The sequence below is a fragment of the Microbacterium sp. NPDC077184 genome (assembly GCF_040687055.1).
Classification (GTDB): Bacteria; Actinomycetota; Actinomycetes; order Actinomycetales; family Microbacteriaceae; genus Microbacterium.
The window spans coordinates 274,583-296,000 of record NZ_JBFBMM010000001.1; the positions used below are offsets into that span (position 1 = coordinate 274,583).

General features: G+C 70.2%; 25 protein-coding genes. 14 read left to right on the forward strand and 11 right to left on the reverse strand.

The features are described 5' to 3' along the window. Positions 1-125 precede the first annotated feature (125 nt). From AB0O93_RS01215 to AB0O93_RS01230, 4 genes are all read left to right on the forward strand, one after another. Positions 126-1,622 carry an MFS transporter gene (locus AB0O93_RS01215; RefSeq protein WP_363339732.1) on the forward strand — a complete coding sequence of 499 codons (1,497 nt, stop codon included), beginning with the start codon at positions 126-128 and terminating at the stop codon, positions 1,620-1,622. 68 nt (positions 1,623-1,690) lie between these two features. Continuing rightward, positions 1,691-2,845 (forward strand): exonuclease SbcCD subunit D, encoded by a 1,155-nt coding sequence (locus AB0O93_RS01220; protein WP_363339734.1) that lies wholly within the window; start codon positions 1,691-1,693, stop codon positions 2,843-2,845. Continuing rightward, complete coding sequence (locus AB0O93_RS01225) at positions 2,842-5,898, forward strand: SMC family ATPase (protein WP_363339736.1); 3,057 nt, start codon at positions 2,842-2,844, stop codon at positions 5,896-5,898. The genes AB0O93_RS01220 and AB0O93_RS01225 overlap by 4 nt, the downstream gene beginning before the upstream one ends. A 10-nt stretch (positions 5,899-5,908) precedes the next feature. Then, positions 5,909-6,085 (forward strand): hypothetical protein, encoded by a 177-nt coding sequence (locus AB0O93_RS01230; RefSeq protein WP_363339739.1) that lies wholly within the window; start codon positions 5,909-5,911, stop codon positions 6,083-6,085. 3 nt (positions 6,086-6,088) lie between these two features. Here the strand turns inward: AB0O93_RS01230 and AB0O93_RS01235 are convergent, their stop codons facing one another. Then, the gene (locus AB0O93_RS01235) at positions 6,089-6,745 is read right to left on the reverse strand and encodes a response regulator transcription factor (protein ID WP_363339741.1); all 657 of its coding nucleotides are present in this window, start codon (positions 6,743-6,745) and stop codon (positions 6,089-6,091) included. A 10-nt stretch (positions 6,746-6,755) separates the two neighbouring features. After that, positions 6,756-8,288: a HAMP domain-containing sensor histidine kinase gene (locus tag AB0O93_RS01240; RefSeq protein ID WP_363339743.1), complete on the reverse strand. Its 1,533-nt coding sequence runs from the start codon at positions 8,286-8,288 to the stop codon at positions 6,756-6,758. 91 nt (positions 8,289-8,379) lie between these two features. On the opposite strand from AB0O93_RS01240, the gene AB0O93_RS01245 reads away from it, so the two are divergent. Both AB0O93_RS01245 and AB0O93_RS01250 read left to right on the forward strand, forming a co-directional pair. Then, positions 8,380-9,549 (forward strand): phosphotransferase, encoded by a 1,170-nt coding sequence (locus AB0O93_RS01245; RefSeq protein WP_363339745.1) that lies wholly within the window; start codon positions 8,380-8,382, stop codon positions 9,547-9,549. Between the two features lie 65 nt (positions 9,550-9,614). Beyond that, positions 9,615-10,037 (forward strand): hypothetical protein, encoded by a 423-nt coding sequence (locus AB0O93_RS01250; RefSeq protein WP_363339746.1) that lies wholly within the window; start codon positions 9,615-9,617, stop codon positions 10,035-10,037. A gap of 85 nt (positions 10,038-10,122) precedes the next feature. On the opposite strand, the gene AB0O93_RS01255 is transcribed toward AB0O93_RS01250, so the two are convergent. Further along, positions 10,123-10,680 (reverse strand): nucleoside phosphorylase, encoded by a 558-nt coding sequence (locus tag AB0O93_RS01255; RefSeq protein ID WP_363339748.1) that lies wholly within the window; start codon positions 10,678-10,680, stop codon positions 10,123-10,125. 64 nt (positions 10,681-10,744) lie between these two features. Between AB0O93_RS01255 and AB0O93_RS01260 the strand changes: the two genes are divergently transcribed. After that, positions 10,745-11,332, forward strand: coding sequence for a hypothetical protein (locus tag AB0O93_RS01260; RefSeq protein ID WP_363339749.1), 588 nt, complete (start codon positions 10,745-10,747; stop codon positions 11,330-11,332). Positions 11,333-11,347: 15 nt separating this feature from the next. On the opposite strand, the gene AB0O93_RS01265 is transcribed toward AB0O93_RS01260, so the two are convergent. Beyond that, the gene (locus AB0O93_RS01265; RefSeq protein WP_363339751.1) at positions 11,348-13,426 is read right to left on the reverse strand and encodes an NAD(+) synthase; all 2,079 of its coding nucleotides are present in this window, start codon (positions 13,424-13,426) and stop codon (positions 11,348-11,350) included. A 68-nt stretch (positions 13,427-13,494) separates the two neighbouring features. Next, complete coding sequence (locus tag AB0O93_RS01270; RefSeq protein WP_053548193.1) at positions 13,495-13,704, reverse strand: hypothetical protein; 210 nt, start codon at positions 13,702-13,704, stop codon at positions 13,495-13,497. A gap of 159 nt (positions 13,705-13,863) precedes the next feature. On the opposite strand from AB0O93_RS01270, the gene AB0O93_RS01275 reads away from it, so the two are divergent. Further along, positions 13,864-14,514, forward strand: a complete 651-nt coding sequence (locus AB0O93_RS01275) for a hypothetical protein (RefSeq protein ID WP_363339753.1) — start codon at positions 13,864-13,866, stop codon at positions 14,512-14,514. Positions 14,515-14,565: 51 nt separating this feature from the next. Here AB0O93_RS01275 and AB0O93_RS01280 read toward each other — a convergent pair whose 3' ends face one another. After that, positions 14,566-15,150 (reverse strand): TetR/AcrR family transcriptional regulator, encoded by a 585-nt coding sequence (locus AB0O93_RS01280; RefSeq protein ID WP_363339755.1) that lies wholly within the window; start codon positions 15,148-15,150, stop codon positions 14,566-14,568. 76 nt (positions 15,151-15,226) lie between these two features. Next, on the reverse strand, positions 15,227-15,529 hold the full coding sequence (locus tag AB0O93_RS01285) for a hypothetical protein (protein WP_363339756.1): 303 nt from the start codon (positions 15,527-15,529) through the stop codon (positions 15,227-15,229). A 231-nt stretch (positions 15,530-15,760) separates the two neighbouring features. Between AB0O93_RS01285 and AB0O93_RS01290 the strand changes: the two genes are divergently transcribed. The 3 genes from AB0O93_RS01290 (at position 15,761) to yidC (ending at position 17,228) form a co-directional block, all read left to right on the forward strand. After that, positions 15,761-15,919 (forward strand): hypothetical protein, encoded by a 159-nt coding sequence (locus AB0O93_RS01290; RefSeq protein WP_363339758.1) that lies wholly within the window; start codon positions 15,761-15,763, stop codon positions 15,917-15,919. A 20-nt stretch (positions 15,920-15,939) separates the two neighbouring features. Further along, positions 15,940-16,377 carry a DUF6412 domain-containing protein gene (locus AB0O93_RS01295; protein WP_363339760.1) on the forward strand — a complete coding sequence of 146 codons (438 nt, stop codon included), beginning with the start codon at positions 15,940-15,942 and terminating at the stop codon, positions 16,375-16,377. Between the two features lie 98 nt (positions 16,378-16,475). After that, a complete protein-coding gene (gene yidC, locus AB0O93_RS01300) occupies positions 16,476-17,228 on the forward strand; it encodes a membrane protein insertase YidC (RefSeq protein ID WP_363339762.1) in 753 nt (250 codons plus the stop codon). Between the two features lie 3 nt (positions 17,229-17,231). On the opposite strand, the gene AB0O93_RS01305 is transcribed toward yidC, so the two are convergent. Next, positions 17,232-17,717, reverse strand: a complete 486-nt coding sequence (locus AB0O93_RS01305) for a tetratricopeptide repeat protein (RefSeq protein ID WP_363339764.1) — start codon at positions 17,715-17,717, stop codon at positions 17,232-17,234. Between the two features lie 37 nt (positions 17,718-17,754). Next, the gene (locus AB0O93_RS01310) at positions 17,755-18,171 is read right to left on the reverse strand and encodes a pyridoxamine 5'-phosphate oxidase family protein (protein WP_363339765.1); all 417 of its coding nucleotides are present in this window, start codon (positions 18,169-18,171) and stop codon (positions 17,755-17,757) included. Between the two features lie 74 nt (positions 18,172-18,245). On the opposite strand from AB0O93_RS01310, the gene AB0O93_RS01315 reads away from it, so the two are divergent. Continuing rightward, positions 18,246-19,064, forward strand: a complete 819-nt coding sequence (locus AB0O93_RS01315) for a YrhB domain-containing protein (RefSeq protein ID WP_363339767.1) — start codon at positions 18,246-18,248, stop codon at positions 19,062-19,064. A gap of 113 nt (positions 19,065-19,177) precedes the next feature. Further along, the gene (locus AB0O93_RS01320; RefSeq protein WP_363339769.1) at positions 19,178-19,849 is read left to right on the forward strand and encodes an HAD family hydrolase; all 672 of its coding nucleotides are present in this window, start codon (positions 19,178-19,180) and stop codon (positions 19,847-19,849) included. 18 nt (positions 19,850-19,867) lie between these two features. Here AB0O93_RS01320 and AB0O93_RS01325 read toward each other — a convergent pair whose 3' ends face one another. Further along, positions 19,868-20,272, reverse strand: coding sequence for a hypothetical protein (locus AB0O93_RS01325; protein ID WP_363339771.1), 405 nt, complete (start codon positions 20,270-20,272; stop codon positions 19,868-19,870). A gap of 42 nt (positions 20,273-20,314) precedes the next feature. Here AB0O93_RS01325 and AB0O93_RS01330 point away from each other — a divergent pair, with 42 nt between their 5' ends. After that, positions 20,315-20,920, forward strand: a complete 606-nt coding sequence (locus AB0O93_RS01330; protein ID WP_363339773.1) for a hypothetical protein — start codon at positions 20,315-20,317, stop codon at positions 20,918-20,920. Between the two features lie 94 nt (positions 20,921-21,014). Here AB0O93_RS01330 and AB0O93_RS01335 read toward each other — a convergent pair whose 3' ends face one another. Continuing rightward, positions 21,015-21,383, reverse strand: coding sequence for a hypothetical protein (locus AB0O93_RS01335; protein WP_363339776.1), 369 nt, complete (start codon positions 21,381-21,383; stop codon positions 21,015-21,017). Positions 21,384-21,418: the final 35 nt, after the last annotated feature.

Here is a 21,418-nt window from a genome sequence, read left to right on the forward strand (position 1 = left end):
GGTGAGTGCCAGCGATCCGAATCCCGATAAGGACGGGCGCTGCGCCGGCGGCGACCGTCGGGCATGCTCGTCGATGAGGGCGGCATCCGATCCCCACCTCGTCGAACGGGTCTAGGTTGGACCCGATGTCCCCGTCCGCCTCCACCGCCCCCTCGACCCTGTCGCTTCCGCTGACAAACCCCCAGCGATGGCGGGCATTCTGGGTGTGCGTCTCCGTCGCTGCCATCACGATCCTCGACCTGACGAAGGTCAACGTCGCCGTCCCCTCGATCGAGGCCTCCCTCGGCGCATCTCCGACGGCTCTGCAACTGGTGGTCTCGGGCTACGTGCTGACCTTCGGTCTGGCGCTCGTGCCGTTCGGCCGCATCGGCGACCAGTGGTCGCGTCGCGGCCTGTTCATCATCGGCCTGGCCCTCTTCACGCTCGCAAGCGCGATGTGCGCCCTCGCGCCCGATCCGACGACGCTCATGATCGGGCGACTGGTGCAGGGCATCGCCGCGGGCATCCAGATGCCGCAGGTCATCGGCACGATCCAGCAGCTGTTCCAGGGCAAAGAGCGCGGGCGGGCATTCGGCCTCTTCGGCGCCACCATCGGCATCTCCACGGCATTCGGTCCGACCCTCGGAGGACTCCTGATCGCCCTCGGCGGCCCCGAAGACGGCTGGCGCTGGATCTTCTGGATGAACGTGCCGCTGTGCCTCGCTGCGATCGGACTGGCGATCTGGGTGCTTCCCAGCGTCCGCAAACGCGACGGCACGCGCATCGAGCTCGACCCGGTCGGCGTCTTCCTCTTCGCCATCGTCGTCATCTCGCTGATGTGGCCGTTCCTCTTCACGACCGGCTCGCCCGACGACAACCCGGCGCGATGGTGGGCACTCGCGCTCTTCGCCGTCTTCGGGGTGCTCTTCTTCCTGTGGGAGCGCCGGTACGCCGCAAGCGGTCGCGCGCCGCTCGTGCCCTTCGGGCTCTTCCGCATCGCGTCCTATCGCAACGGCACCCTCATCGCCGCGTCGTACTTCACCGCCGCGCCGGCGCTGTTCCTCCTCACCACTCTGTTCCTCCAGCTCGGCCTCGGCCTCGAACCCGTCTTCGCCGGCATGGTCGGCATCGGATTCGCCGTCATCAGCGCGGTCGGATCCTGGGTCGGCGGCAACCTCGTGAACCGATTCGGGCGCCCGCTCGTCGTCATCGGTCTGGCGATCATCCTCGTGGCGGTGATCGCGCTCACCGCGGTGGCGTTCTTCCTTCCTCCCGAGATCGCGCCGTACGCGATGGCGGGGGTCATGGCCGTCGGCGGTCTCGGCGGGGGCCTCGTCATCGCCCCGAACCAGACACTCGCCCTCGCCGACATCCCCGTCCGCGACGGCGGTCTCGCCGGATCCGTCGGCCAGCTCGGCCAGCGGATCGGATCCGCGATCGGCACGGCCGTCGGCCTCTCGCTGTTCTATTCGACGATCTACCGCGAGGTCGGCAACGGCACCCCGACCCTGTCGACCTATCATGACGCGTACGCGTTCGGCATGGGGGCGGTCGTGCTGTTCCTCCTCATCGCCCTCGTGCTCGGCATCCTCGACATCTTCTCCCGCCGCCGCGAAACTGATGCCGAGCCCGCCGTGTCCTGAACGACGCAGCCCACACCGACGCGGCCTGCCGGACCGACGATGTCGGAGGGCGCGTCTACCGTGGAAGCATGCGCATCCTGCACACCTCCGACTGGCACATCGGGCGCTCGTTCCACGGGCACTCGACGCTGGAGGCGCTGCGCGGGGTGCTCGAGCGTCTCGTCGCGCAGGTGCGCGAGAACGACGTCGACCTCGTGCTGGTCGCCGGTGACGTCTTCGACTCCGCCGCGCCGTCCGCGGCCTGCTACCCGGTCCTGAGCGACACCCTCCTCGCCCTCCGCGAGACGGGCGCGACGGTCGTCGTCACGAGCGGCAATCACGACTCCGCGGCGCGGCTCGGCTTCCAGTCGGCACTGTTGCGCGACGGCATCCTCGTCCTCACCGACCCGGCCGCGGTCGGCACCCCGGTCACGATCGACGACGCGGCCGGACCCGTGCATGTTTACGGCATCCCGTACCTCGAGCCGGCGCTGGTGCGTCACGTGTGGCCCGGGGTGCCGATGCGCTCCCAGCACGACGCGCTTACCCACGCGGTGTCACTGATCCGCGCCGACCACACCGCGCGCGGCGGCCGCGCGGTCGTGATGTCGCACTGCTTCGCCGCCGGCGTCGAGGCGACCCCCGGAGTCGAGCGCGAGATCCGCCAGGGCAGCCTCGACGTGGTGCCGGTGTCGGTCTTCGACGACCTCGACTACGTCGCCCTCGGCCACATCCACGGCCGCCAGACGCTTGCCGAGCGCGTGCGGTACGCGGGTGCGCCGCTCCACTACAGCTTCGGCGAGCAGGACAAGCCGCGCGGCTCCTGGCTCGTCGACCTCGACGAGAACGGGTTCGAGAAGGCGGAGTGGCTCGAGCTGCCGGTCCCTCGCCGCCTCGTGACGGTGCGCGGGGCCCTTGACGATCTCCTCACCGATGAGCGGTTCGCGGATGCCGAAGACGCGTGGGTCTGCGCGCAGTACACCGACACCACTCCTCAGATCGACCCGATGCGGCGTCTGCAGCAGCGCTTCCCCCACTGCGCGACGGTCATGCACACCCCCGACGCCCCGCGGGTCAGCGACGAGCGCTCCTACGCCCAGCGCGTCCGTCATGCCCGGTCGGATGCCGAGCTCATCGACGCTTTCCTGGTTCACGTCCGCGAGGGCGAGGGGGCCGACGAGCGCGAGCGGGAACTCATCCGCGACGTCCTCGACGACCACGCCCTGACCGAGGCTCGCTCGTGAAGCTGCATCGGCTCGAGCTGACCGGCTTCGGTCCGTTCCGCAACACCCAGATCGTCGACTTCGACGCCTTCGAGACCGACGGGATCTTCCTCATCGCCGGTCGCACCGGCGCGGGCAAGTCGAGCGTGCTCGACGGTGTGTGTTTCGGGCTCTACGGCGGTGTCCCGCGGTACGAGGGTTCCGAGCGGCGGTTGCGGAGCGACCACTGCGACCCCGCCGACCCCACTCGGGTGGTCGTGGAGTTCACCGCCGGTGACACCCGCTGGCGCGTGACCCGCTCTCCGGAGTACGACCGGCCCAAGCAGCGCGGCACCGGGATGACCACGGAACCCCACCGCGCCCAGCTCGACGAGTGGATCGACGGCGAGTGGGTCGGTCGCGCCGCACGTCCGGTCGACGTCGCGCGCGACCTCGACGAGATCCTCGGCCTCAACCAGCAGCAGTTCCTCCAGGTCATCCTCCTCGCGCAGAACCGCTTCGCGGAGTTCCTCCTCGCCAAGAACGACGACCGCCAGCGCCTCCTGCGTCGCCTGTTCGGCACGCGCACCTACGAGGGCTACCAGACCGCGCTCGACGAACGGCGTCGTGCCGCCGAGGCGCACGTCACGTCGGCCGGCGAGGGCGTGCAGATGCTCCTCGCCGAAGCCGAGGCCATGCTCGCGGCCGATGGACTCGAAGGAATCGACGCGGAGGCGACCGACCCCGGGGCGGCAGCCGTCGACGCCGGTGCGGGAACGTCGCTCGAGGATCGCATCGCCGCGGTCGCCCGCGGAGTCCAGCGCGCCGCCTACCGGGCCGACAGCCTCCGGCGCGAGAGCGACGAGGCCGAGGCGACCCATCGGGCCGCCGACCGCGCCCACACCGACCTCGTCGCCCTGCGCGACGCGCAGACCGCACGCGCCCGCGCGCGTGACGCGCTCGCCGCGCGCGAAGCGGAGCAGCCCGCTGTCGACGCCGACCGCAGCATCCTCGACGCCGCGCGCGAAGCGGAAGAACTCCGACCGGTGCTCGAGGCGGAGGCGGCCGCGGAGATCGCGCTGTCGAGCGCGCTGGCGACGGAAGAGCGCGCCCTCGCGCAGTGGCAGACCGTCGTCGTCGCGATCGAGGCCGACCACCCGCACGAGCCGGACGCCGACGACCTCGTCGCGATCATCGACGCCGCGGCAGCGACGGCCGCCGTCGCCGAAGCCGCCCGCGATGCCGAGCGCGACCTCGAGCGGTGGCGGGGCGAACTCGAGGGCACCCAGGCGCGCATCGCGGCGTCCGAGGCCGCGCAGGCGGAGCTCGAGGCGCAGGCTGCCGCCGTGCCGCTCGAACTCGCCGCCCTTGATCACGACCTGGCGGTCGCTCGCGACGCCGCTGGAGGACGAGACGCCGCCCTCCAGCGGGTGGCCGACCTCGAGTCGCGCCGCACCGCCGCGCAGGAGGTCATCCGGGAGGAGGCGGGGCTCCGTGACGCCGAAGCGCTGTACCTTGCGCGCACGACGGAGCACGACAGCGCACGCACCGCGGTCACCGACCTGCTGCGTCGCCGACTCGCAGGTTATGCCGGGGAGCTCGCCGCCGCGCTCGCCCCCGGAGAGCCGTGCGACGTGTGCGGTTCCACCGAACACCCTGCACCCGCGCGTCACGACGGCGAGCCGGTCACCGACGACGAGATGCACGCGGCCGAGCGCGCGCGGGATGCCGCGGCGACCGCCGAACAGCAGGCGGCACGACACGCGAACGAAGCGCGTGACCGGGTCGCCGCGATGCGCGAGCGTTCCGGAGGCGAGACCGAGGAGGCGCTGACCGCGGCGCTCACCGAGGCCCGCGCCGCCGCCGCCGCCGCGGACGCCGCCGCCGCCCGTCGCGACGAGCTCGTCGCCCGACGCTCCCGCTTGGCCGAGACCGTGACCGAGGTCGCCGCCGAACGCGACCAGGTACGGCTGCGGCTGTCGGCGGAACGCGAGCGGGCGGCATCCCTCCGCGCGGAGATCGGTGCGGCCGAGCAGACCGTCGACCGAGCCCGAGGGGATTATGCGACCGTCGCCGCCTGTCAGGAGGCCGCCGAAACCCGGCGAGCGGCGGCCGAGGCCCTCCGCCGCGCCCGCGACGAGAGCGCGCGCGCCCACGCGGCGCGGGACGAAGCGATCGCGCTCACCGCGGCGGCGCTGGAATCGACACGCTTCGACGGCCCGGTCGACGCGGCCGCTGCTCTTCGCGACCGTGCAGCGCGTGCGCAACTCGAGTCCCGCATCACCGACCACGAGGTGGCTCTCCGGACGGAGCGCGACCGCGTCCGCGAGTGGGAACTGAAGCTCGCCGGCATCGCCGACGAGCCGGTCGACGTCGACGCCGCCGCGGCCACGGCCGCCGCGGCGCGGGACGCGTGGAGTGCGGCGCTGGATGCCGCCTCCCGAGCCGCGCAGCGCGCGGCGCATCTCCGCGAACTCGCTGAACGTGCCGAGGATGCGCAACGGAAGATCGGCGACCTCGCGGCCGAAGCCGCCGCCGTCACGCGCCTCGCCCACACGGTCGCGGGGCGCGCGCCGAACACGCACCGGATGACGCTGGAGTCCTTCGTCCTCGCCGCCGAGCTCGAAGAGATCGTCGCCGCAGCCAACCTGCGCCTCGACGAGATGTCCGCGGGCCGGTATCGCCTGCAGCACAGCGACGCGCTCGCGGCGCGCGGCGCGGCATCCGGTCTCGGGCTCCAGATCCTCGACGCGCACACGGGACGACCGCGCCCGGCGTCGTCGCTCTCCGGTGGGGAGACGTTCCTCGCCTCGCTCGCCCTCGCGCTGGGGCTCGCCGAGGTCGTCACCGCCCGCGCCGGCGGTGTGAGGCTGGACACCCTGTTCATCGACGAGGGCTTCGGGTCACTCGACGACGAAACCCTCGACCTCGCGATGCGCACCCTTGACGAGCTGCGTCAGGGCGGTCGCACCGTCGGCCTCATCAGCCACGTCGCCGCGATGAAGGAGCAGATCCCCGCGCAGCTGCTCGTCGAGGCCTCCGCGCAGGGGCCGAGCGTCATCCGTCAAGACGTCGCCGTTCCGACCCCCGGCTAGGCTCGAACGCATGAACAAGAGCACGCTGTGGACGATCGTCGGGGTCATCGTGGCCGTCATCATCGCGTGGGTGCTCGTCGACGTGCTCTTCTCCGTGCTGTGGTTCATCGGCAAACTCGTGATCGTCGCCATCGTCGCGGCGATCGTCTTCTTCGTCATCCGCGGGGTGTTCTCCCGCCGCGAATGACCCTCAGGTCATGCGGTAGCCGACGCCGCGCACCGTCTCGATGACGTCGCTGCCGAGCTTCTGGCGGAGATATCCGACGTACACGTCGGCGACGTTCGAGCCCGGGTCGAAGTCGTAGCCCCACACGCGACTGAGCAGTTGCTCGCGGCTGAGCACCTGCCCGGCATGCCGCACGAACTCCTCCGCGAGGGCGAACTCGCGCGCCGACAGCTCCACCGATTGCCCCGCCACGTGCGCGCGACGGGTGCGGATGTCGAGGGCGATGTCGCCGTGCACGAGCTCGTCCTTCGGCGTGGCGTCGTCCCGGCGCATCCGCAGACGGATGCGCGCCACGAGCTCGTCGAAACGGAAGGGCTTGCCGAGGTAGTCGTCCGCGCCGCCCTCGAGGCCCGCGACGGTGTCCTCGAGCTCGACGCGGGCGGTCAGCATGATCACCGGCATCCGCGATCCCGACCCGCGAAGGTGCTCGAGGACGGCGAAGCCGTCCATACCGGGGAGGTTCACGTCGAGGACGAGGAGGTCGAACTCGCCGGTCAGCGCCAGATCCAGCGCGTCGGGTCCGGTCGCGGCCACGCGGGTGGCGAAGCCCGCGGATCGCAGGCCCTTGTCGATGAAGCCCGAGATCCGGGCCTCGTCTTCGGCGATGAGGATCGATGCCATGGATGCTCTTTCAGGGCGACGCGGGGGCGGAGACGGATGCGGGCGGGGTCGGAGACGATGAGGGCGGCGAGAGGGGCAGATCGGGGCGGGGCGGGATGACGAGGCCCTCCGGCACGCTGAGGCGGCTCGTCGAGAGGGGAATCGAGATGGTGAACACCGCACCGCCGCCGAGCGCATCGGTCACCCGCGCGGTGCCGCCGTGGGCACGCGTGATGACCTGGACGATGTTCAGCCCGAGGCCGCTACCCGCGGCATCCGTGTCGGGGCCGCGGTGGAACCGGTCGAACACGCGCTCCTTCTCGGCCTCGGGGACACCCGGTCCGAAATCGCGCACCGACAGCTCCCAGCGGTCGTCGACGACAGCGCTGGAGATCACAACGCGACCCCCGCCGTGGGTGACCGCGTTCTGCGCGAGCTGCAGCGCCGCCTGGGTGATGCGGGCCGGATCGAGGGCGGTGACGACCTCCGCGATCGGACCCGTCTCGACGGTGGCGCCGGTGATGCCCTCGCTCTTGCGGATGATCTGCCGCACGAGATCGGCGGCGTCGACCTCCTCGGGCTTCACCGGGGCAGGTCCGTGGAGCGCGGCCGAGGCCGCGAGATCCTGCACGAGCCGCTCCATGCGCTCGACCTCATCGACGACCAGCGCCCGGGTCTCGCGCACATCGCGGGGATCGTCGGGATCGAGCACCTCGAGGTTTCCGCGCACGATCGTCAGCGGCGTCTTCAGCTCGTGACCGACGTCGCTGAGGAGGCGCCGCTGAGACTCGAGGGCATCGTCGATGCGGTCGAGCATGGCGTTCATCGTCTCGGCGAGCTCGGAGACGTCATCGCGCCCCTGGATCGGAATGCGCTCGGACACCGACTGCCCGGAGACGCGTTCGGCGGTGTCGCGCATCTGCCGGATGGGGCGGAGGAGGCGGGTCGTCACGAGCGCGGCGGCCCCGGCGATGACGGCGATCGTGATGGCCGAGGCGATCACCCAGACCTGCGCCGACTGCTGGACCTCCGCGAGCTCGGCATTGAGGTCGTAGGCGAGCACGAACGTTCCGTCGTCGCCGTCTCCGACCGCAATCGGGGTCGCGAGGTACCGCCAGACGACACCGTTCTCGGCGTAGGTGCCGATCACGGGGTCGCCGTCGGCGGTCACCTCCTCGGCGTGGAGGATGAACCCCGGCTGAGTCAGCAGGTCGACGTCCAGCGCGACGCCCGGAACCAGCCGCGGGGCGCCGTTGAGAAGGCCGACGGTGCCGGTGTTGTCATCCGGCGCGGTCCGCTGCACGACGGCCGCGAGGGCCTCCGAGGTCGACTCCCACGTGCCCGCCCGGGGGTCGCCCTGCTCGACGAGGAAGCGGGCGGTGTCGAGGCCGCCCTGCAGGAGCGCGTCGACCTGTTGCAGCGTGCGCGCGCGTTCCTGCAGGAACACCGCGAAGCCGACGGCGGTCACCCCCAGCGCGGCGACGATCGTGATGACGGCGATGAGACGCGTGCGCACGGAGAACGCCGGCAGACGCCGGCGGCGTGCGGTCTTCGTGCGCGTCACGCCATTCAGTATGGAGCCGCGTGTCCGCGGGGCGGGCAAGCCTAAGAGAGGTCTCATCCCATCGGGCTCGCCCGCGTGCTGGAATCGAAGGGTGCTCGCCCCGCTGCCCGATGAGATGCTCCTGCGCGAGGCGCTGGAGATTCCGGATGCCGTGCCCGTCGCTCTCCGCACCCGCGAACCCCTCGGTGCCGGCACCGTGACCGGGTTCGAGGTCGTCGGCGCCGACGGTCACGCCGTGACCTATTTCGTCGACACATCCGGGCGCCGCGTCGCGCAGGAGACGGGTCTTGCCACCGGAACCCCGGAGGCCCCGGAGGAACGGATCTGGCTGCACCCACAGGATCCGCACCTCCCCGCCCTCGCCGCCGTCGCGTTCGGCGACGCCGCGCGGACCCTCCTTCACCGCATCGGCCGCGAGGTGGTCGATCCGCCCGATCTCGTGGCGTACCGACCGGGCCGGCGCGCGGTGTTCCGCGTCGTCTGCGACGACGGTATCCGCTGGGTGAAAGTCATCCGTCCCGAGCGGGTCGAGCGCATCGTGGGGCTGCACGCGCGCCTCGCGGATGCCGCGCTGCACGTTCCCCAGATCGAGGCGTGGGCCGACGCCGGGCTCCTCGTGCTCCCGCAGGCGCCGGGGCGCGCCGCCGTGGACGTCACGCCGCCGGCATCCGCCCTCCTCGATGAGGTCGACCGGTGGCGTGCGATCATGGCGGGCGCGCCGCTGGAGAACCGCGCGCGGTCCGAGCTCCCCGAACGTGCCGAGTGGTACACCTCGCGGCTGGCCGCCCGTCTCGCGCCCGGGGCGGCCGAGCGCCTGCGGGCCGATGCGGCACGCGTGAGGCCCGTTGTCGGGGATGGCGGGGAACGCACCGTCATCCACGGTGATCTGCATTTCGGGCAGCTCTTCCTCGACGACGCCGGACGGATGTCGGGCGTCATCGACGTCGACACCGCCGGCCGCGGGGCCGCCGCTGACGACAGTGCCGCGTTCATCTCGCACGCCCTGGCGAGCGCCGCCCTCGATCCCGGGGCGCGCGGCGGATGGGCGTACGCGGTCGGTGTCGCGGCGCTCGAGCGCTGGGACGACCCGACGGCCCACGTGCGCGAGCGCGTCGCGGTGCACCTGTGGGGTCACGCCCTGGGGGCGGATGATCTCGACGACGTCGCGCGACGCGACGTGCTGCTGACGACCGCGGATGCCCTGCTGGCGGATGAGGACGTACCTAAGGACGGTCTCATGGACGGCTTCGATACGCCTTAGCGAAGACCCCCAGAGTGGAATCACCGCCGGTTCCCCCCGGACTGCGGCAGAGAAAGGACAGCATCATGAACACCAAGAAGAAGTGGATCGCCTACGGCGTCGCCGGCGCCCTGGGACTCACGATCGCCGGCGGTGCGGCCGCCGCCACCGCCGCCAACATGACCATGCGCACCACCGACGGAACCGTGGTTCCGGGCGGCTCGATCCAGGGCACCTCCGGTCAGCTCGGCGACACCGTGCAGATCCGCGCGACCCTCACGTCGGCCTCCATCCAGTCGTCGCCCTCGCCGACCCCGTCGCCGACGATGAGCGCACCGACCCCGCAGAGCTCGCCGTCGCCGGTGACTCCGCAGAGTGTCCCGTCGCCCGTGACGCCCCCGTCGCCCGTGAGCCCGCCCTCGCCCGTGACGCCGCCGTCGCCCATGACGCCGCCCACCCCGGCATCCGTCCCGTCGCCGGCCTCGGCCCCCTCGGCCGCGTCGAACTGACGCTCACCTGACCCCCACCGGAACCCCGGAGCCCGCGAAGGCTCCGGGGTTTTCGGTTGTCTGCGCGTGGGAGACGCGTCCGACGTCAGTGCGGGTGCGTCTCGCTGAGGTGCGAATACAGCTGGGCGCTGCACGCGGTCACGGCGGTGCGCCAGTCGGTGATCGCGTCGTCCTGCGCGCGGTCCGAGACCGCTTTGAAGACGCGGATCGGCACCTCGAAGTGGCTGGCGACCCAGATGTAGGCGTAGGTCTCCATGTCGACCAGACCTGCACCGAGCGGCCGGATCACCCCGACCGCCTCGACGTCGTCGACGAAGTGGTCGCCGGTCGCGATCACCGCGTCGCCCCCGGCGGTCTCCAGGCGCTGAGGGAGGGACACGTGCTGGCCCACGATCCCGTCGATGTCGGTGACATCGTGCTGGACGGCTGCGGAGATCTCGTACACGCCGTAGTCGATGCGCGGATCGATCGCGCCGGCCGTTCCGACGACGACGATCTCGTCGTAGTCGCCGGCATCCAGTGCGCGGGTGAGCGCGTAGGTGGCCTGGAGCTTCCCGGGGCCGGTGACGAGCCGGTCGAAGCCGGGGATCTCGTCGGGGAAGGCGGACAGTTCGGCATCAAGGGCGGCAACGAGTAACTTCACCCTCCCATTGTCCTCTGCGGGCCCGGGGTTCTGGGGCAGGATGGGTTCGCGAGGAGGAACGCCCATGTCATCAATCGCCCTGGATGCCCCCGTGGGGATCGACGCCCGCCTGGGATGGGATCCGAAGGTCGAAGCCCACGATCGCAAGCGGGCGCTTGCTCGCGAGATCGTCGCTGCACGCCTGGGGGTGGATGAGCGGGACGTTCTCATCAACCGTGAGGCGCCGGGCTCGTTCGGGTTCCACACCCAACTCATCGCCGAGATCGACGGCGAGGTCGTGCCCCTCACGATCCGCAACATCAGCTTCCGCGCGGCGACGGTCGTGGCCGTCGGCGACGCGGGCCGGATCTTCGGGCTCGATCTTCGCGACGCCCAGCCCGACCCGGAGACGCTCGCCGAGATTCGTCGCCACTCGCACCTCTTCAATGAGGACGACACCGCTGCCCTCGTCCGGCACTGGACCCGTGTGCAGGCCGTGCGCGACGCGGACGGGCGAGGCACGCGGGTCGCGGCGGAGCACGTCCGACTGCATGCCGGGGGCCGGCGCGGCTGGATCCCCGACCGCCGGGCGCGCTACGACGTCGTCGACCTGTCGCGGGACGGGTGGGTCATCACCCTCGCGACGGCTCGCCCGGCATCCGACGAGGACTGAGCGGTGCCGCCCGGGTCAGTCCTCGACCAGGTCGGGGAGCGCCGACCGGAGCTCCTCGAGCCACACCCGGGCGTTGCCGTCCGACGGTGCGCGCCAGTCTCCGCGCGGTGAGAGCGACCCGGCGGGGGAGACCTTGGGGCCGTTCGGGATCGCCGACCGCTTGAACTGCGCGAACGCGAAGTAGCGTCGCAGAAACACCCGCAGCCAGCGGACGATCTCGGGCAGGGCGTAGGCGTATCGATCGGCGTCGGGGAATCCGGGGGGCCAGGCGCCGGCATCCGCGTCCCGCCAGGCATGCCACGCGACAAACGCGATCTTGGACGGGCGGAAGCCGAAACGCAGCACGTGGAAGAGCGTCAGATCGTGCAGCGCGTAGGGCCCGATGCGGTCTTCGGTCGACTGCATCTTGCCGTCTTGGCCTGCGGGCACGAGCTCGGGCGAGATCTCGGTGTCGAGCACGGACTGCAGCACCTCGCGGGCGCGGTCGCTGAGCTCGGCGGCCCCGTCGCTGCCGCCGCGGTGCGCGATCACCCAGCGGATGAGGTGCTGGATCAGGGTCTTCGGCACACCGGGGTTCACCGCGTAGTGGCTCATCTGGTCGCCGACGCCGTAGGTCGCCCAGCCCAGGGCGAGCTCGGAGAGGTCGGACGTGCCGATCACGATGCCGTTCGTCTGGTTCGCCAGCCGGAACAGGAAGTCGGTGCGGATGCCGGCCTGCACGTTCTCGAACGTCACGTCGTACACCGGCTCGCCGCCCGCGAACGGGTGGTCGATGCCGCGGAGGATCTCGGTCGCCGCCGGGCGGATGTCGATCGTCTCGATCGAGGCGCCGATCGCCTCGGCGAGGGAGATGGCGTTGGACTTCGTGTGGTCGCTCGTGGCGAATCCGGGCATCGTGTAGGCGAGGATGTCGCTGCGCGGCCGGCCGAGGCGATCCATCGCCCGCGCGACGACGAGGAGGGCGTGGGTGGAGTCGAGCCCGCCGCTGACACCGATCACCGGGTGCGGGTTGCCGATCGCCTGCAGGCGCTGCACGAGCCCCGAGACCTGGATGTTGAACGCCTCGTAGCAGTCCTGTGCGAGCCGCGCGGGGTCGTCGGGGACGAACGGGAAGCGGTCGAGCGGACGCCGGAGGCCGATATCGGTCGCGGGCGGGGCGAGCGTGAACGGGATCGAGCGGTGGGGCGCGGCATCCGTCATCGTCCGCCGGTTGTCGTCGAACGTGCCCTGCCGCAGGCGGTCCTGGCGGAGGCGGTCGAGGTCGACGTCGGCGATCGAGATCCGCGGCCCGTCGGGGAAGCGCTCGGTCTCGGCGAGGAGGGCCCCGGCCTCGTAGATCATCGTCTGCCCGTCCCACGACACGTCGTTCGTGGACTCGCCCTGACCCGCCGCGGCGTACGCGTAGGCGGCGAGGCAACGGAGCGACTGCGACTGGCACAGGTCTTTGCGGTCGTCGGCGCGCGCGATGGTGATGGGGCTGCCGGAGAGATTCACCAGCACGCTCGCCCCGGCGAGAGCGGCGAGCGAGGACGGCGGAACCGGGACCCAGACGTCCTCGCACACCTCGGCATGCACGACGAGACCCGGCACGTCGGATGCCTCGAAGAGGAGGTCGGGGCCGAAGGGCGCCTCGAGTGCGCCGACGCGGATCTGCTGGCCTCGCTGGTCGTCGCCCGGCGCGTACCAGCGACGCTCGTAGAACTCGCGGTAGGTCGGCAGATACGACTTCGGGGCGATGCCGAGGAGCCGTCCGCGATGGATGACGAGAGCGCAGTTGTAGAGGCGGTTGCGATGGCGGAGCGGAGCGCCGACGACGAGCACCGGCATGAGATCCGCGGATGTCGCGACGAGACGTTCGACCGCGGCGACAACGGCATCGAGGAGGGCGTCCTGCATCACGAGGTCCTCGATCGCGTACCCGGTGAGCGACAGCTCCGGGAAGACCGCGACGGCGACGGACTCGTCGTGGCAGCGACGGGCGGCGTCGAGGATCGCGTCGGCGTTGGTCGCGGGGTCGGCGATCGCCACGGGCAGAGTGCAGGCGGCGATCCGGGCGAACCCGTGCCGGTAGGCGCTCTCGAACGGCAGGCTCATGGATCCCAGTCTGTCAGGGAGCGTCCGCCGGGCGCGCGCCCCTGTGGGAGAGGGCCGGCGCGGGGGACTCAGTCGCTGCGGGTGAGGCCGGCTTGGATCGCCTGGCGGATCCGCCAGATCGGGAAGCCGCTCAGTTCTTCAATGAGGTCGACGTCGAACCCGTGCACGAAGTACGCCTCGCGTATCGCGCGGATGCGGGTCGGGGTGTCTCCGAGGGCCAGGGCGAACTCGGTCGCGTAGCGCTCCCAGACGCCGGCCTCGAACTGCGGTGTGGTCACGGCGCAGTCACCTCCTCTCGGTGGGCAGGAATCGGTTCGGGAAGCTCAGAATAGAGCCGCCAGAACGGATGGTATTCCTCTGGCGTTACAACAAAGCGACGTGTAGATTCCGATGCCCTTTCGTCAGGGTGCCCCGCGGGTCATCGTTAGGGTCGAAGGATGCGACAGCGACGCCGGACCTTCATGATCGGCGGCACCGGGCTCGTGTTGTGCGGCATGCTCGGAATGCTGCAGTTTTCCGTCCCCGGTCTTGGTCCGGTCATCGGAATCCTGGTCGACGTCGTCTTCGCGGCCGCGGTCCTGCTGTTCGCGATCGGGTTGTCTCGAGCGGCCAGCGTCGTGGCGCGGAGGCCGCTCGGCGTCGCCGCGCTTGCCGTCGTCGCGCTGTTGCCGCTCCTCGTGCGGGCTATTCAGCCGATCCTGCCGACCATGGACGCCGCGACGTTCGACGCGGGCCTCGACGCGTATCGGGAGGCCGAGACCATCCTGACCGCCGTGTTCTTCGTGAACCTCCTCGTATCGCTCGCCGCGGCGTTGCTGGCGTCCCTGCAGATCGCGCGCGCCGCCGTGGTCCCGGCGCCGTGGAGGTGGGCACCGCTCTGGGCACTCATCGTCTCGGTCGTGGCCGCGGTCGTTCCGCAAATCCTCTTCGCGGCGGCCGGCTCATCGGGCGCACAGGCCTTCGCCGAAGTGGCACTGCTACTCGGCGCCGTCGGATTCCTCGCGCGAACCCTCGGTCTCGGCATCCTCGCCCTGGTGCTCGCGGCTCGTCTTCGCAGCGACAGCGTGGATGTCTACCGCTCGGCCTGAGAGAGCATGGACTGCCTATTGCCCGAAGCTGACGCTTCTCGGCGCACCCGTTCAGTCGACGGATGACGCCAGCAGACCAGTGACGTAGCGGTCGACGAGGCTCGACGCGACCGTGAGATCATCGGCATTCGGCCCGATCAACGGGGCGATCACGCCCTCGCGGGACAGCACGACGAGGCCGTGGACGAGTGCCCAGCTGATGAGGGTCACTTCGCGCACGTCTTCCGCGCCTGTCTGCGCGACCGCTGTGGCCAGGATGCCGATGGCGCTCTGCCGAGATGCTCGGAGGTCGGGGTCGTCGGGGTGCAGTTCGGTGCTGCGGAACATCAGCTCCATCAGCGCGGGATACCGACTGCCGAAAGCGACGTAGGTCCGCCCCAGCGCCGCGACCTTCTCGGCGGGATCCTTCGCGTCGACCGCAACGAGAGCAGCAGTGAGATCCGTGAAACCCTCGACGGCCACGGCGGTGAGCAAGCCCGCGCGGTCACCGAAGAAGTGCGCGGGCGCAGCGTGGGATACGCCTGCTCGGCGCGCGACCGCGCGCAGGCCGACCCCGGCGTGCCCGTGATCGGCGAGTTCGTCGAGGGCAGCGCTGAGGAGCGTCCGACGCGTGGAAGGGGCGGATGAAGCAGACATGAGGCGATCTTCTCGAAGGGGCTTGACAGTGTCAAGCGCATTCATCATGATGGTGCGACTTGACACTGTCAAGCAATCAACCACGGGAGGTCATCTTGTCCGCATTCGTCGCCTCACTGCCTGCTCGCTTCGACGCCACCAGCAGTCGATCGCGATGGTCTCTGTTCTCGACGGCATCCTTCGGGTCGCTCTTCAGTGCGGGATCAGCCGCGAGCGGCGCCTCCGTGCTGTCATTCCTCAGCGGCCTGTCTTTCGCATCGGCGGGGTCCTTCGCCTCCGCCTTCTCGATAGGCTCGGCGGGTTCGCTGCTGTCGATCGGCTCTTTCGGCTCGATCCTCTCGATCGGCTCCGCGGGCGGCTTCGGCGAGATCGCCGGCACCCCCGTCCTGGTCCCCGTCCTTCGCGCCGTCGGCCTGGTGTCGTGACGGCAGCGGCCGCCTCCTGCGCGTGCCGTACAACGGACCTCGAATAGCCAAGGGTGCCTGCGGAGTCACGGACGTCGATGCCCGAATCGGCTCGGCGGGTTCACTGCGCGGAACGCACCGGCGGGCTTTCCTACGAGAGTCGATCAACGGAAAGCCCGCCGGGAGCTCGCGGATATGCTCGGCGGATGAGCGTCGCTCCCACGTCACGGGACGGTCGTACGGCGTGGCTGATCGTCCTCGGATTCTTCGTCGTGACGATCACCTTGGCGCTCGGCTTCTTCGCGTTCACCGGCTACATGATCGATTCCGGTGACCGCAGGACCACTCAGACCCAGCTGGAATAGGTCGCCTCGCGTTCCCGCCCATGGGTCGTTCATCGGGTGGGCGAACGATCCTTCGCCAGAAGCGCGTATGCGACGACGCCCGCGGCAACGACCGCTACGCCTGCGGCAACGACCGCTACGCCTGCGGCCAGTCGACCGCCGGTGCTACCGTGGGCGCAACCGGAGGGAGGAGCCGCGCCGTGGTCGACGCCGTGATGTCCTTCTTCTCCGTGCTCCTGTCGCTGTCGGGTGCGATCGCGCTGAGTTCATCGGACTCCTCGGCGGTCTGGGCGCTGGTTGCGGCATCCGTTCTCCTCGTCGCCCTTCTCCTGACGACCGCGTCGCTTCCTCCTCGAGGGTTGTCGCTCGACGGAGCGGCGCGCGCCATCGACGTCTCCGTCGTGGTGGCGCAGAGCGATCCGGATGCCGCGGGGCACCCCCGTTCCCGTGCACCGGGTGTCGCGGCTTCGGCCGCGTAGCACTCGACGCCCTCCGCCCTCCTCTGGGCGATCTCTGTCTTCGTCGATGACTGTCGTGGCCGTTCCGCGACCCTCCTCATCGACGAACGGACACCTCTGTGGACCTCCTCTCCTTCCCTCCCATCGCGGCCGTCCTCGACGCGGCGTACGCGCTGCTCATGGGCCTCGCCGACCTCCTCCACCCGCTCGCGGGCTCGGCATCCGCCGCGCTCGCCGTCATCGTGCTGACGCTGCTGGTGCGCACGGTCCTCATCCCCGCCGGTATCGCCCAAGCCAAGGCCGAGCAGACGCGCGCCCGGCTCGCGCCGAAGCTGCAGGCGCTGCAGCGCCGCTACAAGAACGACCGCGAGCGGATGTCGCGCGAGACGATGAAGCTCTACGCCGACGAGAAGACCTCGCCGCTGGCGGGCTGCGCACCGGTGCTGATCCAGGCACCGATCGTCGGCGTCGTCTACGCGCTGTTCCTGTATCCGGTGATCGCGGGGCACCCGAATGCGCTGCTCACCGATCAGCTCCTCGGCGTGCCGCTCGGCGCGAGTCTGGTCGGTTCGATCGCGGGCGGAACGGCGACCGGCGCGACGGCGCTCGTGTTCGGCATCCTGCTGCTGGTGATCGTCGTGGTCGCCGAAGTGACGCGTCGGGTGTTCCGGCCCGTCGTCGGTGTGTCCGACGCCGGGCCGGGCGTCGAAAGCGTGGCGCGGATGGCGGGTTTCCTGCAGTTCGGAACGGCCGTCGTCGCGATCCTCGTGCCCCTCGCCGCGGCGCTCTACCTCGTGGTCACCGTCGCGTGGACGCTCGTGCAGCGGATCGTGCTGCGGCGGCGGTTCCCGGCGGGACCGGTGAGTGGGTGAGAGTCAGACGTCGGTCGGGAGCTCTGCGGCATACGCGGTCGCCGCGCGGCCGTACGCCGGCAGGTGCGGAGCGAGCGCCGTCAGGGTCACCCGCAGCGCCTCGTTCGGGCGACCCGAGCTGTGCAGCGCGAGAGCGAGGAACGCCGCGGGCGCATCCCCGAGTTCGGGTGCATCGAGGTGCGCGAGCAATGCGATCGCTTCGTCGATCTGGCCGAGATTCCGCAGCGTGCTCGCGAGCTGGAGCGTGACCCGATGCTGCTCCTCCGTGTCGAGGCCGGCCGCCAGCGCGCGGCGATACGGACCTACGGCGTCGGCGCCGAGATCGAGCGCATCGTGGACGCCGCCCCACTCGGCCAGCGCCCGCGCGTCCCCCTCGGGTCGCTCGTCGACGAGCGCCCGCATGGCGGCCAGCATCTCCTGCGGTCTGGTGTCGTCGAACGACTCCCAGAACCTCGCGACCCGGGAGTTCCACTCGGCATCCGCGCTCATGCCTGAACCCCCTCCAGCGTGCAGTGCAGGGACACGGTCAGATCGAGTACCGCTGCACGCGTTCGGGCGTGATCACGAGGCGCACCAGATCGGCGTCGCGCCACTCGTCCAAGACGGCGAGCTTCTCCGGCTCACCCGCGTAGTACAGCCGCGCCAGCCGGTCGGCGAGGTCGAACGCGCCGTCATCGTGCACCGTCACGGCCCCTTCGATCGAGACCCACTGCTCGGGCTCGCCCACGGGTGCGGTCACGACGATCGAGGCCCGCGGAGTCTCGCGCACCCGCGCCACCCGCGGCGTCGACGCGAACGAGAAGAGCTGGATCTCGTCGGCATCCGTCAGTTCGAACCACACCGGCCGCGGTGCGGGCCACCGATCACCCTTCGGTGCGACGGTGATCATCGCCTGCAGGGGACGCGATAGAAGCTCTCGATCGGATGTCGTGAAGTGGGTCACGGGCGACAGTCTCGCATTCCCTGGTGGGGCCGTGGCTCAGAACAGCGCCGCGACGAGCTGGGTACCCTTTTCGGATGGCAGGCTTCGAGGTCCGCGTTCCCCGCGATGTCGTCGATCAGTGGACGCGCGCCAGGTTCGAGGAGGGTGAGGAAGCGCACGAGCGCGTGGAGGAGCGACCGTGGGGGTTCACGGTCTCCACGCAGTCACGCGCGTTCCTTGACACCGGCGATGAGCTGACCATGCTGGTGGGAGGCGGTCCGTACATCGTCGACGGAGAATCGGGCGAAGTCTGGGCGACGAGTTCGTCGCCGCTCGCCTACTACGGCACCGACGAGGCCCCGGGGTGGAGTGTGCTCGACGACGTCGAGACGTTCGAGCGTTGGCGCGCGCGCCGATTCGCCGGTGACGCCAACGTATTCGACGTGGTCGACCCCGCCGGCGCCGACGGCCGACTTCTGCAGCGTCACGCGCGGTCGCAGGGGATGCTGCTTCCGTTCATCCAAGAAGGCGCCACCGGCTGGTCGGACATGGAGGTCGGCTATCTCATCGAGCCGCACGGCGAGGGGTGGGTGTTTCGGTGGTGGAATCGCGGAACCTTTCGCGACGAGGCGCTTTTCAGTCACGAGGTTGACGCGCGGAAGATGCTCCTCATTCAGCTCGTGCGGCCCCCGTACCCCGGCGCGTACGAGCCGCGGCATCCGCTGAGCGACGTGGAGTCGGGAGAGTTCGATGGTCATCCCGCCCTCCGCTGGGACGGCCGCGATGCGGTCTTCCTGCGAAGCGGGTATCGCGAGCGGTTCCTGCCGTTCGTTCGTGCATCTCTGGACGACATCGACGCGTCGTTCTCCTCGCCCGCGGGCACACCCCTCATCCGGTACGACGCGCTGCGCTGAGGTTTTGTTCGGCACCGGGGTGACGAGGCTCGGGCGGCTCCGTGGGAGTCAGCAGAGTCGTGGCGGAAGCGCAACCCGATACGCGGATCCCGCGGCGCGGGTGACACTCGAGCATGGCCGACACAGCGATCTTCGACGTCGACGGCACTCTGGTCGACACCAACTATCAGCACGCGCTCGCCTGGTACCGCGCGTTCCGCCGCTTCGACATCACTCTGCCGATCTGGCGTATCCACCGCGCGATCGGTATGGGAGGTGACCAGCTCGTCGCGCACGTCGCCGATGAGGAGACCGAGGCCGCCCACGGCGACGCGTTGCGGGACGCGTGGACCGAAGAATTCGCCCCCATGATCGACGAGATCCGCCCACTGGAGGGCGCGCGAGAACTGCTTGTGGAGGTGAAGCGGCGGGGCTTCCGGCTGGTGCTCGCCAGTTCCGGCAAAGCCGAGCACGTCGATCAATTCCTCGATCTCATCGGCGGCAAGGACATCACAGACGCCCGGACCACGTCCGACGACGTCGAGGCGAGCAAACCGCAGCCCGATCTCGTGCAGACAGCGCTCTCGCGCGTGAACGGCGCGTCCGCCGTCATGATCGGTGACTCCGTCTGGGACGTCATCGCGGCCGGGCGCATCGATGTCCCCTCGATCGGCATCCGAACGGGAGGATTCTCCAGGGCGGAGCTGCAGGACGCCGGTGCCGTCGCCGTCTTCGAATCACTGCCCGAGCTGCACGCCGGACTGGAGGCGACTCCGCTGGCCCGTCCGTCATCGGACGCGGGTTGAGTGCTCGACGAGAGATCGTCATCGACGCCGTTTTCGCAGCACCGATGCGAAGAGACCGGGCCACCATTTCGCAAGGTAATAGACGATGACGCCGATCACGTACACGGTCATGATCCAGGGGAACCAGATCCATCCGTGCGCGAGCGACTCGACATGGACGACGTTGTTCTGGTCGTCGTTGTTGAAGCCGGTCGGGCGGTAGCCGGCACGGACGGTGCCGCCGTCACCGGGCCATCCGTCGAGGTGGATTCCGGTCTTGCGGATGCTTCCGTCGTCGCTGATCCAGGTGCCGACGCTGCGGCATCCGCCGCGAGGCTTGGGCTCGCAGTAGCGTTCGTAGAACGTCCCCCAGATGACCTCCTCGTTCGCGCTCATCGCTCCGCCGACACTGAGGGTGAGCGACACGGCCAGCACCAGCGCCATGACGAGCAGGAAGAGGGATCGTCCGCCGATCCGCAGGATGGCGTGCCAGGCGGGCCCGCGGGAGCGGGGCGTGTCACGGCGGAGGCTCAGGAGGGCCGTTCCCTCGCCGCCGAGACCCTCGGTCCGATCGCCGAGATCGGGGCCTTCCAGCGGACCCGAATGCGACGCGCCGCAGCAGGAGTCGGCGGAGTGGCGACAGTCTGCATTCTCTTCATCGCGGACTCGATCGTCAGAGACGGCGTCAGCGTCACCTTCAGCGCCGATACCCCCGTGCGGCCGTTCTTCCTCTTCCTCATCGCCATGGTCTTCGTCATGCCCATCGTCTGGTCGGCTGTCCTTCGTTCCCGCCGCTACGGCGTGACACTGACCGAAGAAGCCGTCGTCGTCGAGTCGTGGTGGCGGACGCGGAGATACGAGCGAGGCGCCGTGAGGTCCGCCATGTCGGGGCCTGCCCAGATGCGCTTCCGCGATGGATTCTTCTCCGGGCAGGGAACGGTTGCCGCCCCTGCGGCGATCTGGCTCTTCCCGAGCGATCACGCGCGACCCTTTCCGCTGGGTGTGACCACGGGATCATTCGAGGCGGTCGAAGCCGCCTGCGGCAGAATCAATGAATGGATCGAGGCCGGGACGCTCGACGGTTCCGCCTAGCGAGCGACTCCACGGGTGGGCCGTTCGGATGGAGCAGTCCGGGACGAGCCGTGACGACATCGCGCGGCGCCTGCTCGCACGCGAAACTCACCCATCAGCCGAGCGATGCGAGCCTGTCGACGAGCGTGGCTGCCGCGGCGATGATTGCGCCGACCTGCCACCAGGTGACGAGGACGGCGATCAACGCGAGGCGGGTGATCGACCGCGAGGGGCGGCGCCAGACAATCCGATGCACGGCAAGACCGAGGACGGTCATGATCGCGACCGTCGAGGCGATGACCTCGGCGAACGCCATCCGCACGTAGGCTGCGGCATCCGGCGCCGTGTTCGAGACTCCGAACACGGCCGCGATGGTGAACGGCACGACGAGGACGCCCATGACGAGGACGATTCCATCCGTCAGCGAGCCGAACGGGAGTCTCGGCTGCGAGACGGCGGGTGCTGCGGTGTGCGTCTCGGTCATGTACGGGAGCCTATGAGGGCGGGACTGACCGCGCC